Below are 15,061 nucleotides of genomic sequence, written 5' to 3'. Positions count from 1 at the left end.
TCGCTCACTTTGATGCTTCATTAATCTGTATATATAAACAGTATTTATACTCGGATTAAGCATGAACACAATATATTTATTTCCATATCGACCCTGTGTATTTATTGAAAATTCTGGCAGTGTGGATTGTCCAACGGGACTCGCCAACTACTTTTATCCTGACTTCATCGTTTGCCTGGAATATCCAGATGAGCAGTCTTCCGAGTCACACATGCTAGAAACCAAACATGATGCCAAGGATGCCAGCAAAAAAGCACAACACCGGCCGCAAAGCTATGGCAAGGTTTTGTTCGTCACGAAAGACAATACGCGCCTACGCATCGTCAACGACGATGGAAGTCTCGGAGCTGACTTCGACTGGGTCGATCTTACTCCGGCATGGCAATGGATCCCCGCCACTAGACATTGACCTCTATTCTCCAGCTCGGGTCAAAAGCAGGATTGTGTTCTAAACATGGGGCAACTTGGATAGAAGCTAACCAGCTAAGTAGCGCAGTTTTGCAGTTTTCGAAATCAACACCATTCGATCCCTTGGAGAGCAACAATCGATTTTGGTAGCCATCACATGGCCAAGGAATTAGCAACGCTGTTACCCTTGTCGTTCATGTTCGCTGACAACACGTTGACCGCATAGTTGGACCGAACGTGTTTCCTGAGAGACCGTTCGTCTACCTGCCTCGATAAGCTCCTCAGAATCAGATAACGCCGTAGGAGGCGGCTCGAGAGACGGCGGGGTTGCTGCTGCCCCCCTTCACCAGTTGGCTTTGATAGCTGATCCAAGCACTTCGCGATCGCCCAGGCGTTAACCCGACGCTCGGTGCGTTGTCTCGCTACGATCGGCACATCGGCCTCACTGGCATCCGGGTAACTGGAGAGACCGCGCGACTCCCTGTAGCGCTTGAGCATCGCCATCGCCGGCGCAGGTACCTGAACGTACCTGTCCGTCAGTACGTGGGCCTGCCGGATTTGAAGCTGCCAAGCACCGTCCAGAGCCTTGAAATCTGACATAACACTATCGGCCAGTTCTTGTGACGACAGCGCCATGCAGAAGATGAACTCCGCGATGAAGAACTGCCGGTCCAGTGGATCGCGAGATCCTGTCTTCGGCTGAGGGCGATCATGCCATTGCTGGCGCAGCATATCCCATTCGGAGAGTTCCTCCCATGACGGGAGCATTTGCGACATCCCATTCACACCGGCCCCAGGAATTTTTAGATCGCGGATCTGTGCGGTCTTTCGAAGGCCTTTGCGCTCCAATTCCGACAGCATTCGAAGGACTACGTCACGCGTGAAAGAAAGCGTGCGAACGCTTTTCGCACCCGGTCTTGTGGCCAAGGTCTCTCCCGCAGCAAAGGCGCGAAGGTAGCGTTCCAGGTGTGCTCGGCTGACAGATTCGAAGGTCAGTTTCTGTCCCAGAAGCCAAGCTTGCAAGCGGTCAAGTTCCCGCCGATATGCACGACAAGTGTTGGGCGAGCTCGAATAGCGTTCGACCCAGTTCATCAGGGTTTCAAGCGCACTTTTACTCTTGGTTGCCAAGTTCCAGGTCTCCTTCCATCAAGCCTTGTAGATCAAGCGGTCCGACGTCGATTTGTTGTTGCAGTTGCTCGTACAAATCCAGATCAGCGCCTGGAGCCTCCAATGAAAAGATCAGCGCAAAGCGGGCATTCGTCAGCGCGCGCTTCAGCTTGAGCCGTTCTCGCCACCAACCAATCACTGGATAGACCCCGAGAATGTTTCGTGTTGCCAGTTCAGCAGCGGTACCAGTCCATGTATCAGAGTGGACTGAGCCGAACGTTTGGAGTTTGGCACCCAAAGTCCAACCAGTATCTTGATTGGACTCAGGGATTTCCTCCGCGTCGTCCAACAGCGCATGATTGATACGGTGATTGAAGTCTTGTGCACTTTCATCCCATCGGCGCAGGGTGAACCTGAGTCCATGCGATGCGTAGCGGTATTTCTTTTCCCAACCGCGCTTACCCGGGCTGGGCTCAACGAAATAGGATAGCGTGACTTTCAGATGGACCGTCTGTTCACCGAGGCCTAGCAGTACGTCTTTCGGCCAAGGAAGTTCGAACAGACGCAGCTTGTTCATCTTGCCTCGGGATTTTTCAACCTTGTAGGGCTGCAGCGTAGCCTGTACCATTATCGTCACGCCATCGCGAACGCTATGCAGGGCTTTTTCTGGCGACACGACGCCAAAACCACATGTCTGCAACATCTTGCGCTTGGTGGCCTGCGAGTTGTCGGTGAGATAGCGGTTCTTCTGTGCTTGCGTCCAACTCGCGTGGTGAACAATCAGACCTCGAACGGTTTCGGGCCAGGCATCTGGGTATGCCACCATGATCTGGGCCGCTAAACGGGAGGCCAAAGCGGTGGCAGCGCTCGTCATGTTGAACGTCACCGTTGGACGATGTGCCCCCACTCTGCTTGTGGTCAGCATTTGTAATGTATGAGGTTGGCTGGTCTCTGTGCCTGTAGGATCAACGGCCAGATTTCCCCCCTCAAACAACACCTCAGGTTTTATCGGCCACTCACGGCTCCAACCGTGGGATGTGGAACTGAAAGGACTCAAGTCACCCCGTCCCGCCAGGGCCTGCCAACCTGCGTAGTCGGGCGATGCTGGGAGTGAAATTTTATCAGTGAAGGCTCCAATGGTTAGCGCATTCCACGCTTGGGCAGGCTGTTCAACCATGTAATTTCGGTTGGAAGCTGGATACGTCAACCACCTGTCGTCAGGCGCTACATTGCCGGCACTGATGGCGAAGAGGCGCCGATTCGTGGGGTCGTTCCCATCAACGACAGAATGGCCGAATGCTAATTGATCGATTGCTGCCGAATAAGCTGACGGTTCTCCAGATTCGTGCGAAGTAGTGGTAATGGCTTTGCAAATGACCCGACGACGGCGGGGAGCCGAAATTTCGCAGCGTGCAACTGCTTGCGCAATCACCTTGCCGAGCACCTCATGATCTCTCTCTACCTCGAAATTGGGAGGCGGTATGATCTTCACTGATTCGAGCCGGTGTTCGACCGGTTCTGCCTCAGGCTGTACTGCGGCGGTGTGAAGACATCCATAGAGGGCCAAGCCAGCCATCTTCGTACCGTGACCCTCATGGTCAGCTGTGCCCCAGTTGGCATTAACGGTGTGCATGTCGGCTACATTCAGCGCAGGCTCCAGCAGCGGATGGGTTCTCAAAATTCCAGTATCAAGCACGGAGACAACAACGTTGCTGTCCCCAGTGATCTGATCCTCAAGGGCTTCGATGATTGCATCTTGCTCATGCACGGTCATGCGCTCTGGAACGACAAGAGGCTCGTCTGCGCGCCGGATCTCGGCAATCATGTTCAGGATAATGAACGAGCGGGCCAGTTGTGCTTTTGTGCAGCGAGCATGCACGACCACTCGTTCGGGAAACTCAAGCCGCTGGACAGCAAGGTGTATCTCAAAGCGCTCGGCAGCGTAGTGGAACCGGTTATATACGGTTTGTGGCGTCAAGTTCTCGGAACGCAGCCAAAGCTCCCACCAGAGCAGCTCATTGTCGGCCGGAATTGGACCGATGTCGGTCCATAGCGCTTCGAACGCTGCGACCCCGATGGACTGAATACTTTGCGCTAACTCCTTGTTTCTTGGTTCGCGAGTCTTATCTGTCTCGCGATTGAGATAGTCGTCGATCTTCGTGATCAACGAGTTGATCTTGCCGTCAGGAACAAAACAGGTAGCGTACATTTTATTGTTCGCCTCGCGCACGTTCAGCAATTGAATATCGCCACGGCCAGAGTCAAGTCGCGGCAGCGCCAGTTCCAACTCAGGAAAACTTTCAAACTCCAAGATAATCCCGGGCGACGTAGGGATCTGTTGAGCGGCAATCTCACTCCGTCGCTCCACCAAGATAGGCAAGATGTCTTCCAAGGAACGCTTGAGCCGCCTCCCGTGCGTCTGCCGATCCACATTTGCAACCTCTAGGCCACCCATCGGGCCTCCGGGGCGTCGACGATATCCTTGTTCGATGGTCGAACGATCCCCCAGCCACAGATGTGGCAGACGTTCTATTTCCCCAGCCATATGCCCCCGCTACTAGATCTTAATTGTTGGTAAAGGTCTTCTTATCTTTAATGCGTTGTTTGATTGCTTTGATCAGAGCTTCGATTGTGATAGCGCGGCCACCGTTACCGATGATTTCTTTCAGGGCGTCGTCATAGGCACGCTTGCCATCGGCATAGCTGAGGCCAGCCGACAAAGGTCCGAGCAAATCCCATTCTAAAGAGCGATATTTCTTGGGAGTGCGCCGACGCATCAGTTCGATGAACTCATCGGCTGTTGGAAGCGCGAATTGGAGAATATCGTCGAATCGCCGGAAGAGCGCTTCGTCTAGAATCTTCGGATGGTTCGTGGCAGCGACGATGATGCTTTGAGAGCTGTCTTGCTCGACCATCTGCAGGAAGGCATTCAGGATCCGGCGTAGTTCGCCGATATCGTTGTTCGTCGCGCGCTGCTGCCCAATGGCGTCAAACTCATCGAAGAGATAAACGCCACGCACCTGTTGGATGCTGTCGAAAATCAGGCGCAGCTTGGCCGTGGCTTCACCCATGTAGCGGGTGAACAGGCTGTCCAGCCGCAGAGTAAATAAAGGAAGCGACAGGGCGCAGGCCAATGCCGCAGCGGTCATTGTTTTTCCCGTGCCCGGTGGGCCGATAAGTAGGACCTTCCGGCGTGCTTCAAGGCCATGTTCAGCCAAGAGAGCAGACTGACGCTGCTCGCGGAGGACTCTGTCCAGCCGCTCACGCGTATCAGACTCAAGAATGAGGTCGTCGAGCTGTATTTCAGGATAGGTTACATGAACCAGATCTGCCAACTCCCCCTTGGGTTGGCGAATCGGAGTCGGCTTGCGAGTTGCGCTGATGATGACTTCAGGGCTGCGGGCTTTGACATTATCGACCAGCTCTCGGATCTCTCCGGCCAGCTTCCCATGGCCAGCCTTGGCTTCTCGCGCAGCAATCTGCAGTGCGAGAGTCATGAACTGATTCTCGTCTGCGTCTTTGTAGGCGCGTAGCATCGCCTTGATTTGATCACCGTTAGCCATTTTCTTTTCCTTGGACTCGTCAACCCCGGACGACGAGCTTGATCAGATTTCTTCTTGAAGTTTAACGCCTAAAAAGGGTTACTGCTATATTAACACTGATATTTTAAATATCAGTGGTCAAAATCTAAAACGACGCGACAACATTCTCGTCACAGGTAAACCGCTCTCCGGATGATTGCGCTGAAAGAGAAATACTTATCGCCTCTAGCCGGGATCGCCTAGGACTTCATTTAGCTGGCCCTCAATATTCCGGCCCTCAACCCGCCAGAATTATGGAACGCGAGGGAGACTGTCGCTTAGTTCAATAACTTAATCCCGGCTTATGAATATTTTCTCAAGCATCGCATCAGAAATATTAAAACGATTCGCAAACTGGGATAGGAGTTCGCTCCAAACCAATGCATATAACCCAGTCCGTCCGATACGTTGACTTGCCATGCAACGACTCCGGTATCGCAATATTGCGATTTAGAAAACCAATTAGGAAAATTGATTTCAATCAACTACATCTGGCCGCTCTCGATAAGCAAACCGATTTGCTCTCGCGTCATAGAGAGCATGATGCTCCGGAAGGGCGTTTTTCTTATGGTATTCATAGTAAAGCAATTCATTGATGTTGCGATTGACTTGCTTCTGCACACACCACTTCGGTACTTGGTAGTCCAAAGCGTCAATGAACAAATCCCAATCGGTCTGAAAATCGAAGCAGATTTCTAAAGTCCCGTGTGCCGCATTGAGCACATCCAACCAGGACCTTAGTTTCTCCGCCAGTTCTTGCTTCGAATAGGTAGCATCAGGAAATTTACCCAACAATGGAAGGACCACTTCTCGCACGAAATCACTGCATTCGTCGTAAGGATAAGGTATCTCCGCATAGAATTCATCATCTGAATCCGCCGCCATACCGATGCTAATCAGATGCGGTCGCACAAAGTCTGTAAATTCAGTATCCAAGAAAATTTTCAAGAGTATCTCTCGTGAAATATGTTTTGCATCACATGCATCAGGATGTTTTCATCGTTACGAGGCATCAGTTACGGGCCACGGCCATCCTTGTCCGGCCTTACACCACTGAGTCTACGACAATGCTGCGTACGATGCTCCTCGTTGTTCGACTAGTGTTCATTTCCACTCGAACTGGATGACCACGAAACACCGAAATATGCAGCTCCCTCGCCGATTTTTTCGATCTTAGTGTCACGATTCCTAGAAATAAAATCTGCCGCTGCTCGCCGCAACGTATCTTGCAAGCTAGACTCGCCATCTGTTGGATAGGATTTCGAATAGACAGGATCTAATTCGATCGTCACGAGAACAATATTCGTTTTTTCGTTGATGACAGAGAAGGCCGCGACTCTTCTCTCTCGCAATTGATTGTTCCCGATCTCAACGAACAGGTTCAAATCGATTTCACCTTCTTCATCCGTTGACACCAAGATAGGGATCGTCCAACCGTCTTCGTCGCTCTCAGTTAAGAGCTCAACTTTGGAGTCCCTCAAAGTTTTCAACTCATCGACGATATCTTTAAGAAAGCCTGGTACGGGAAATTCAGTCTCTTTTTCCGTCTTGATTTGCAAATCAACTGAACGTACGCGTCGATCTGATCCCGTATCTCCAACTGCTGAGTTAGTGTCGTTTGCCGTCGTCGTGACAATGACTGCTCCGGTGGATGGTACTGACAAAACACGGTTTTTCCAGATTGTCTTTGTTGTCAGATCCGTAAAGCGCTGTACTACCCATATTGGATGAGCCTGCCGCGTGAATTTCTCAGATGCGTCTTTTTCCACAAGTTGTTGATCTGATGAACGTCGCGGCGGTTTAACTATCCGTGGTACTGGTGTTCCATTTTGCGCACTCTGCGTCTGCGCAATGCGCCGAGTTGTCACGTTGTATCTCAGAGAGCGGAATGGGAATGGATGCGAACATGAGCGAAGGCTATACACGAGGAACGTTGCCCGTGGCTGGCTAGAAAATGACAGCCACTTTCCAGATGCTGTCAGTGTGGTGACGCCTTCGAATGGGAAATGCGCCTGGGGATATATTTCCTGACGTGACACCGATGCTTTAAGAAGCGATGTGCCCACATTGACAGCGGTCCGCCAAGCATCGGAATCTAAATGCATACGGCCGATGTCAGCAGCTGATGCACCTGATATCCCTTCCGCTAACGCCAATGACAGCTGGCCATTGATCTTGCTGAAATGGGCTTTGCTATACAACGCTTCTCGGCTGAGCGGCGGTAGAAACAACTTGGTCAGCAAGTTGCTTGAGGATCCGAAATAGAAGCGAATCAATTCAATACAAGGAATGATCAATCTGCGCTCACCAGGCAAGTCAATCATCGTGCAGTAAGATTGTGTGGCTTGCATGTGCCAAGGATGCTCTCCTCTAGGTAGCAAGAAGCCATTCTCTTCCAAGTTGAGCCCAGCCTTGATCAAGCTGGTGGTCTCTGAATTAATCTCTAAATCGAGGAAGCTCTCAAGCTCATAGTCAGATGCAGTGTCCAACCGACCATCTCGCCAGATATCTCCAATACGAAGTAACGGCAGGGTTCCTACGGAAACCCATACCTTGCGTTGCTTGGCGACGAATGTGGATTCAGGATTGAGAAGAACCGAGTGGTCTTCACGGTAACGTTTATCGATCACACGAGACAGATGAAGGAGAACGGATGGCTGCTTACGTCGAATCATGCGGTTCGGGAAGGCAATCTCCCCGAACCAGTCGATACGCCAGCCATGCCCATCGGAGGGCAAGGCGGCGATCATCAATTCATTTGCATCTGCCATCTGCGGTCCAGCCCTAGGCGGAAAATGACAAAAATCCGCCAAGAGTTTTCACTCTTCGGAAGGGAAAGAATCAAGAGTCACCATTGTCTTCCAGTGATTTATCCTCTCCGAATTATCTCGCCACTATTGATTTTATCTCATCAACTTCTGGATTTTCTTACGAACTACTAATCGTCAACATCAGCCGATAACCCCGTGCGCCTGCTGATCGGCATGGTAAGAACTGCGCACCATGGCGCCGACGGCGGCGTGGACGAAACCCATCTTGTAGGCTTCTTCTTCATACATCTTGAAGGTGTCGGGATGCACGTAACGACGGACCGGCAAGTGATCGCCGCTTGGCATCAGATATTGACCGATGGTCAGCATGTCGACGTTGTGTGCCCGCATGTCGCGCATGACTTGCAATACTTCTTCATCGGTTTCGCCGAGACCGACCATGATGCCGGACTTGGTCGGGGTATTCGGGTGCAGATCCTTGAAGCGCTTGAGCAGGTTCAGCGAGTATTCGTAATCGGAACCGGGACGGGCTTCCTTGTACAGTCGCGGCGCGGTTTCGAGGTTGTGGTTCATGACATCCGGTGGCGCCATCTTCAGAATTTCCAGAGCGCGGTCCATACGGCCACGGAAGTCCGGTGTCAGAATTTCAATCCGGGTCGCTGGCGACAGTTCGCGTACGCGCTGGATGCAGGCGGCAAAATGGCCGGCGCCGCCATCGCGCAAATCGTCGCGGTCGACGCTGGTGATCACCACATAGCTGAGCTTGAGCTGAGCGATGGTCTTGGCCAGATTTTCGGGTTCATTGACATCGAGCGGATCGGGACGACCATGGCCAACGTCGCAGAACGGGCAACGCCGGGTGCACTTGTCACCCATGATCATGAAGGTGGCCGTGCCTTTGCCGAAACACTCGCCGATATTCGGGCAAGATGCTTCTTCACATACTGTCACCAGATTATTGGCGCGCAGGATGTCCTTGATTTCGTAGAAACGGGTGGTCGGCGAACCGGCCTTGACGCGAATCCAGTCGGGTTTCTTGAGCTTTTCCGCAGCCACGATCTTGATCGGTATCCACGCGGTCTTGCCGGCACCCTTTTGCTTGTCCAGCGGGTTGTGACGGGAAGCGGCGGCGGAGGATTCGGCCGGAGTGGCGACTGGAGTGATTTCGGTTGTCATAGTAGTGATGTTACGGTCATCCGGGACGACCGAAGTGCTCGATAAGTTGATTGGCCAGCAGCGATTGCACATCGCCCAGCACGGCAGCGGCGCCCAGGGTTTTCATGTCCACTGTCGCCAGACCTTCGTAACCGCAAGGGTTGATCCAGGAAAACGGGGTCAGATCCATGTCCACGTTGAGCGACACTCCATGATAGGTACAGCCGTTGCTACGGATTTTCAAGCCCAGCGCTGCGACTTTGGCACCTTGCCACACACCTTCGGTGACATAAATGCCCGGCGCGCCCTGCTTGCGTTCGCCTGCGAGATTATACGCCGCCAGCGTATCGATAACAGCCTGCTCGATTTTTTGCACAAACTCGCGCGCAAACAGGCGCGCGCCCGGCGCAGCGCGACGCAAATCCATGAGCAGATAAATGACCACCTGGCCAGGCCCGTGATATGTCACTTCGCCGCCACGGTCAGTTTGTACTATCGGAATGTCGTGCGGAGTCAGCACATGTGAGCGATCAGCCGCCAATCCCAGGGTAAATACCGGAGGATGCTCGACGATCCATAGCTGATCGGGTGTTTCTGCCGTACGTTGGTCGGTGAAGGCCCGCATGGCATCAAAACTGGTCTGGTACGACTCAGTGCCGCGCGTGATGATCTGAGGGGAAATTCGCATAGCGCCAAGTGTAACCAAAACTGCGCACTCGCGTTTGGTACGGGAAATTCCCGTTTGCTTGCGTCAATGGCTGGCATGGGAGTGAACAGTTGCTATCGGCGCTCTCGACTGTTGTTTTTATGGCATGCAACGTTGTTATCCGGCACTGACTATTGAGGGCAGATCCGGGTGGTAGTCATGGTCATTCGGCGGCGGCGGTCACGAACAAGGGGAAGTCTTGGCAAATCGCCCACGGGTACGGCCATTCTGCAACCAGTGCCCGTTCAATATGGCATTGAGCAAGGATGGCGGACGCAAGGGCTGGACTGCAATGCTGCCGGGACGGTTGCCGGTTTCCACCACGATGCGCTTGCCACCGCTGAACTCCATCTCCTCGCCGGGATTCAGCCAGTAGTCATCATCCACGCCTTCGGCAGTAATCCAGACCCGCCCCGATACCACTTGCAGGCGCACCATATTGCGTTCCCATAATGAAATTGCCTGACCGGCATCAATGTGCAGCATCTTCCTTGTGAATACTTTTTGCATGACGAAGCTCCTTAGAAGGCCCCTGCGGGCGGATTTGAGCAAGCACGTTGCTCGTATGTGTCTGATTTGCCTGTTTATTCTAGTCAGCGGTCACAACAATCCAAAACGATATATATTCCTCATTCTTGCTAATTTTCCTCACAAGCCATGGCTGACTACAGAAAATTGCCGCAACTCGCTGCGCTGCGGGCCTTCGAGGCGGCGGCACGGTATGGGAGCTTTTCGCGCGCGGCCGATGAGATCCATGTCACGCCGGGCGCAATCAGCCATCAGGTGCGCGCACTGGAAGAAGAACTGGGGGTGCAGTTGTTTGCCCGCAACGGCAAGCGCATTACCATTACTGACGCTGGCCAGCGTTTCGCCACCACGATCCGCAAGTCGCTGAGTGACATTGCCATCGCTGCAGAAACCCTGCAAATCCAGAGCCGGCAGAAACGGCTGGTGATTTCTGCCTCGCCCTCGTTCGCCTCGCGCTGGCTAGCGCCGCGCTTGTGGAAATTCATCAATTTGCATCCGGACATCGAAGTCGTATTGCAGTCGAGCAGCCAGTTAAGTGACCTGGCGCAAGAATTCATCGATGTCGGCCTGCGTTTCGGTCGCGGCCGGTATACCGGGCTGGCTTCCGAGAAACTGCTGGATGACTTTTACTATCCGGTCGCCAGCCCGGATTATCGTAGCGGCCGCCTGCCGCAAACGCCGCAACAATTGCACGACTGCAATTTACTGCGCATGGATGCGGCCGAATCCTGGCAACCGTGGTTTCAGGCTGCCGGACTGGATTTGCCGGAGCCGGCCGGCGGTCTGGTCATCGAAGATTCATCGTTGACCGTGCGGGCCGCTGTTGATGGCACCGGCATTGCGCTGACCCGGCACACCATTGCCTGGCAGGAAATTGCTGCGGGCAATCTGGTGCGCTTGTTCGATATTGCCGTCAAAAGTGACTTTTCCTACTATTTCGTGTGCATGCCGGAATCGCTCAACAAGGTGCAGATTCATCATTTTCGCAACTGGATCAAGGCCGAAATGAGCCAGTTCAAATCTGATAGTCGCTGGCCCGGCTGAGTCACATCGCCGCCAGTTGGCCCAAACCTCAAGCTGGCTCTGAAAAGCCGCTCTGTTCATCCACTCCCTTCGATAAATTTCCTCTATGTTGGACAGACCAACAGGGGGAACCATCGCCGGCGTTGAAACCCGTCTCGCGTACTCAGACGAGGACAGCCCGGAGATGTTGATTGAAGGGGAACATAATGAAAAACATGAAAATCGGCGTGCGTCTGGGAATTGGCTTTTGCATTATTTTGATGCTGATGGTGCTGATGCTGGGAATCAGTATCTGGCAAATGCAAAAAATCGACACTTCCGTCACACTGATGACGACGGAGTCGCTCAACGATGAGCGCGATGCCAACGAATGGCTGGCTGTCATCCGCGAGAGCGGCATCCGCACGCTGGCGATCATCAATCTGGATGACGCCAGGATGCAGAAAGTCTTTCAGTCAGAAATCGCGGCTGAAAGCAAACGCATCACGCCGATTCGCAAAAGAATCGAAGAAAACGTGACGCGGGAGGAAGAAAAGGCGCTCATGCTTGAAATCAATACCGTGCGTGATCGCTATCAAAAAACGCGCAGCGATATCTTCAAGCTCAAGGATGCCGGCAACGTGGCAGAAGCAAAACAGTTGGCAGACACCAATTTCCAACCGCAATTTTCCGCTTACACCAGTATCGTCGCCAAATTCCGCGATTCCAAACGCAACGAAATCAATGCTGCGGCCGCAGCCGTGCATGACAAATATCTCTCCAGTCGCACCATGCTGATCGGTCTCGGTGTCATCGAACTGGCGCTCGGCGGCTTCCTCGCCTGGTTGCTGACCATCGGCATCACGCGCCCGCTGACGCAGGCCGTCAGCATTGCCAAAACGGTCGCCGACGGCGACCTCAGTTCCGACTTCGGGCCGACCAGCAAGGACGAAACCGGGCAATTGCTGACCGCGCTAAAGGCGATGAATGACAACCTGCTCAAAATCGTGACGCAGGTGCGCGTCGGCACCGACACCATCAGCACCGCGTCCAGCGAAATTGCCAGCGGCAACCTGGATCTGTCGTCACGTACCGAACAACAGGCCGGTTCGCTGGAAGAAACGGCATCGGCCATGGAGCAACTGACTTCGACCGTGAAACAGAATGCCGATAATGCGCGTCAGGCCAACCAGCTGGCAGTGTCGGCGTCGGCGGTCGCCACTCAGGGCGGCGCTGTGGTTGCACAAGTCGTCGATACCATGCAGTCGATCAATGACTCTTCGCGCCGTATCGTCGACATCATCAGCGTCATCGATGGCATCGCATTTCAGACCAACATTCTGGCCTTGAATGCTGCGGTCGAAGCTGCCCGCGCCGGTGAGCAGGGGCGCGGCTTTGCGGTGGTGGCATCGGAAGTGCGCAGTCTGGCGCAACGCAGTGCGGCAGCGGCCAAGGAAATCAAGACCCTGATTGATGATTCGGTGGAAAAGGTTGGCAATGGCAGCAAGCTGGTGGAACAGGCTGGAGTCACGATGGATGAAGTGGTCAACAGCGTGCGCCGCGTGACCGATATCGTTGCTGAAATCAGCTCGGCCAGTCAGGAGCAGAGCTCTGGTATCAGTGAGGTCGGCCAGGCCATTACGCAAATGGATGAGAGCACGCAACAAAATGCGGCGCTGGTGGAACAAGCCGCAGCGGCGGCGCAATCAATGCAGGATCAGGCCAGCCGGCTGGCGCAGATTGTCAGCGTGTTCAAGCTCAATCGCGGCTGAGTCGCCCGGGCAGAAATACCGGCGCTGCGGCTGTTGCGCAGCGCCCGGCGATTACAGCACGAACTTGACCATTTCATGCGCAGACAGCGCACGATAAAGATTATCAAGTTGTTCACGGCTGGTAGCACGTACCGTGACCGTCAATGAAAGGTAATTGCCTTGCGACGACGGGCGTTTTTCCAGCTTGCCATTGTGGAAAGTCGGATCGTGCTGCACGATCATTTCCACGATCAGGTCTTCAAATTGTTCATGCTTGATCCCCACCACTTTGATAGGGAAATCGCTCGGGTATTCGATCAGGGATTCTTCTGGGGGGATAGTCATGATAGGCGGCCTTGAATGGAATGCTGACATTTTACGCCATGCGCCGCCCTCGTTCCGGATGCCTTGTCCGCATTACTGCGCGGCAAGACATCCGCATCGTTGTCAGAGCGCCGCTTTGGCTTCCTGATACGCGGCATACAGCCTGGCCCACACCGGTCCCGGTTTGCCGTTGCCGATAGTGCGGCCATCTACCGTGACCACCGGCAGGATTTCCTTGCTGGCCGACGACAACATCAATTCATCAGCACCGAATACCTCTTCCTGCGTGATGCGACGCGACTCCAGCTGGATATCCTTGGCCGCGCACAATTCTTCGATCAGGCCGTAGCGGATGCCTTCCAGAATCAGGTTGTCCTTCGGTGGCGCCAGCAATTTGCCATTCTTGACCACCCAGACGTTGGATGACGATGCTTCACTGAGGAAGCCATCGCGGAACTGGATCGCTTCCGTCACGCCCTCTTCTGCGGCGTGCTGCGCTGCCAGCACATTGCCGAGCAGCGACGTGGCCTTGATCTGACAATTCAGCCAGCGCTTGTCTTCCATGGTCACGCAAGCCACGCCGGCGGCGCGTACTTCTGCCGATGGCAGCACCATGGCATTGGTCATGATGAACACGGTTGGCGTCACGTCCTTCGGAAATGCATGGGCGCGTTTGGCAACCCCACGGGTGACCTGGATATAGATCATCTGGTCGCGCAAGTCATTGGCGCGTACCACGCGGTCAATCAATGCCAGCCATTCGTCAGCGCTATGCGGATTTGGAATACCGATCGTGGCCTGACTGCGAAACAGGCGTGCCAGATGTTGCGCACCGCGAAACGGTTTGCGGTCATACATGGGAATCACTTCGTAGACGCCGTCACCGAAAATGAAGCCGCGATCCAGTACGGATACCTTGGCTTCGGACACCGGAGTCAGTTCGCCGTTGAGGTAAACGATGGGTTCAGTCATGTTGCGCTTTCCTTTTGTCAGAGTGATTTCATTCTGGCACAAGCGCTGTCGGGTGGTTATGCAAAAAAAGTATGTCGGCTCACTGTTGCGGCGCCGATACCGGCCACGCCAGCATGGCAGCGGCGGCCACTGCCTTGAGCGCCTTGCGCGAAGTACCGTCGCGCGCCTGAATCGACATGCCCTGCAATACCGTGCCGTAAAACGTGGCCAGACCACGGACATCGGTACCGGCGGCCAGTTCACCCTCCTCTACCGCGCGCAACAGACGGCTTTTGATTTCTTCCGTTTTGGCAATCCGGTTCTCTTGCAGAAAGGCATCTACCGTTTCATTGGCGGCGCCGCATTTGGTCGCGGCCGTTACCACCAGGCAGCCACCGGTAGCGCCCAGATTCTGCGCCGCGCCGTTCAGCATCTTTTCGATTGCCACCCGGGCGGTGGTGTTGGCATTCAGTGCTGCCGCGCTGAAACTGCCTTCATTGGTCTGATAGTGACGAATCACTTCCTTGAACAACTCTTCCTTGCAGCCGAACGCCGCGTACAGGCTGGGCGCCGTAATTCCCATGGCCGAGGTCAGATCGGTCAGCGAAGTGCCTTCATAACCGTGACGACTAAACAGATCCTGTGCGCTCAACAGCGCTTGCTCGCGATCAAAGCTGCGTGGACGTCCGCGTTCTGCCATGTTGATTCTTTCTATATCGATTGCTATAAAAACCCTTGACAACGTTATTATGCCTGAACGAGTATTCTATATCGATC

At 53.9% G+C, this 15,061-nt stretch carries 14 protein-coding genes; 3 read left to right on the top strand and 11 right to left on the bottom strand.

Annotated elements, in window-relative coordinates; all coding sequences use genetic code 11:
- Nucleotides 1-61: 61 nt before the first annotated feature.
- On the top strand, nt 62-409 hold the full coding sequence (locus tag AKL27_RS27835) for a hypothetical protein (protein WP_157056996.1): 348 nt from the start codon (nt 62-64) through the stop codon (nt 407-409).
- Between the two features lie 152 nt (nt 410-561).
- On the opposite strand, the gene AKL27_RS18415 is transcribed toward AKL27_RS27835, so the two are convergent.
- From AKL27_RS18415 to AKL27_RS18380, 8 genes are all read right to left on the bottom strand, one after another.
- A complete protein-coding gene (locus AKL27_RS18415) occupies nt 562-1,536 on the bottom strand; it encodes a site-specific integrase (protein WP_157056995.1) in 975 nt (324 codons plus the stop codon).
- Complete coding sequence (locus AKL27_RS18410; protein ID WP_198156014.1) at nt 1,520-3,907, bottom strand: S8 family peptidase; 2,388 nt, start codon at nt 3,905-3,907, stop codon at nt 1,520-1,522. Before AKL27_RS18410 ends, AKL27_RS18415 begins: the two co-directional genes overlap by 17 nt.
- A 172-nt stretch (nt 3,908-4,079) precedes the next feature.
- Nucleotides 4,080-5,078 (bottom strand): AAA family ATPase, encoded by a 999-nt coding sequence (locus tag AKL27_RS18405; protein WP_050464316.1) that lies wholly within the window; start codon nt 5,076-5,078, stop codon nt 4,080-4,082.
- Nucleotides 5,079-5,573: 495 nt separating this feature from the next.
- Complete coding sequence (locus tag AKL27_RS18400) at nt 5,574-6,044, bottom strand: 3'-5' exoribonuclease (protein WP_050464315.1); 471 nt, start codon at nt 6,042-6,044, stop codon at nt 5,574-5,576.
- Nucleotides 6,045-6,193: 149 nt separating this feature from the next.
- Nucleotides 6,194-7,867 carry a hypothetical protein gene (locus AKL27_RS18395; RefSeq protein WP_157056993.1) on the bottom strand — a complete coding sequence of 558 codons (1,674 nt, stop codon included), beginning with the start codon at nt 7,865-7,867 and terminating at the stop codon, nt 6,194-6,196.
- Nucleotides 7,868-8,047: 180 nt separating this feature from the next.
- Nucleotides 8,048-9,043 carry a lipoyl synthase gene (gene lipA / locus AKL27_RS18390; RefSeq protein ID WP_050464313.1) on the bottom strand — a complete coding sequence of 332 codons (996 nt, stop codon included), beginning with the start codon at nt 9,041-9,043 and terminating at the stop codon, nt 8,048-8,050.
- 16 nt (nt 9,044-9,059) lie between these two features.
- Nucleotides 9,060-9,710 carry a lipoyl(octanoyl) transferase LipB gene (gene lipB / locus AKL27_RS18385; protein WP_050464312.1) on the bottom strand — a complete coding sequence of 217 codons (651 nt, stop codon included), beginning with the start codon at nt 9,708-9,710 and terminating at the stop codon, nt 9,060-9,062.
- A 198-nt stretch (nt 9,711-9,908) separates the two neighbouring features.
- A complete protein-coding gene (locus tag AKL27_RS18380; RefSeq protein WP_083439145.1) occupies nt 9,909-10,238 on the bottom strand; it encodes a DUF2917 domain-containing protein in 330 nt (109 codons plus the stop codon).
- 147 nt (nt 10,239-10,385) lie between these two features.
- Between AKL27_RS18380 and gcvA the strand changes: the two genes are divergently transcribed.
- Both gcvA and AKL27_RS18370 read left to right on the top strand, forming a co-directional pair.
- Nucleotides 10,386-11,300, top strand: a complete 915-nt coding sequence (gene gcvA / locus AKL27_RS18375) for a transcriptional regulator GcvA (protein ID WP_050464310.1) — start codon at nt 10,386-10,388, stop codon at nt 11,298-11,300.
- A 185-nt stretch (nt 11,301-11,485) separates the two neighbouring features.
- Nucleotides 11,486-13,030 (top strand): methyl-accepting chemotaxis protein, encoded by a 1,545-nt coding sequence (locus AKL27_RS18370; RefSeq protein ID WP_050464309.1) that lies wholly within the window; start codon nt 11,486-11,488, stop codon nt 13,028-13,030.
- Between the two features lie 51 nt (nt 13,031-13,081).
- Here the strand turns inward: AKL27_RS18370 and AKL27_RS18365 are convergent, their stop codons facing one another.
- The 3 genes from AKL27_RS18365 to AKL27_RS18355 form a co-directional block, all read right to left on the bottom strand.
- On the bottom strand, nt 13,082-13,354 hold the full coding sequence (locus AKL27_RS18365; protein ID WP_083439144.1) for an HP0495 family protein: 273 nt from the start codon (nt 13,352-13,354) through the stop codon (nt 13,082-13,084).
- Nucleotides 13,355-13,456: 102 nt separating this feature from the next.
- Entirely contained in the window at nt 13,457-14,305 is an 849-nt protein-coding gene (locus tag AKL27_RS18360) for a D-amino acid aminotransferase (protein WP_050464307.1), read from the bottom strand.
- 79 nt (nt 14,306-14,384) lie between these two features.
- Complete coding sequence (locus AKL27_RS18355; RefSeq protein ID WP_050464306.1) at nt 14,385-14,984, bottom strand: TetR/AcrR family transcriptional regulator; 600 nt, start codon at nt 14,982-14,984, stop codon at nt 14,385-14,387.
- Nucleotides 14,985-15,061 lie beyond the last annotated feature (77 nt).

The organism is Herbaspirillum autotrophicum, from assembly GCF_001189915.1.
In the GTDB taxonomy this organism is placed as follows: Bacteria; Pseudomonadota; Gammaproteobacteria; order Burkholderiales; family Burkholderiaceae_D; genus Herbaspirillum; species Herbaspirillum autotrophicum.
This window is presented reverse-complemented; position numbering and strand designations above follow the sequence as displayed.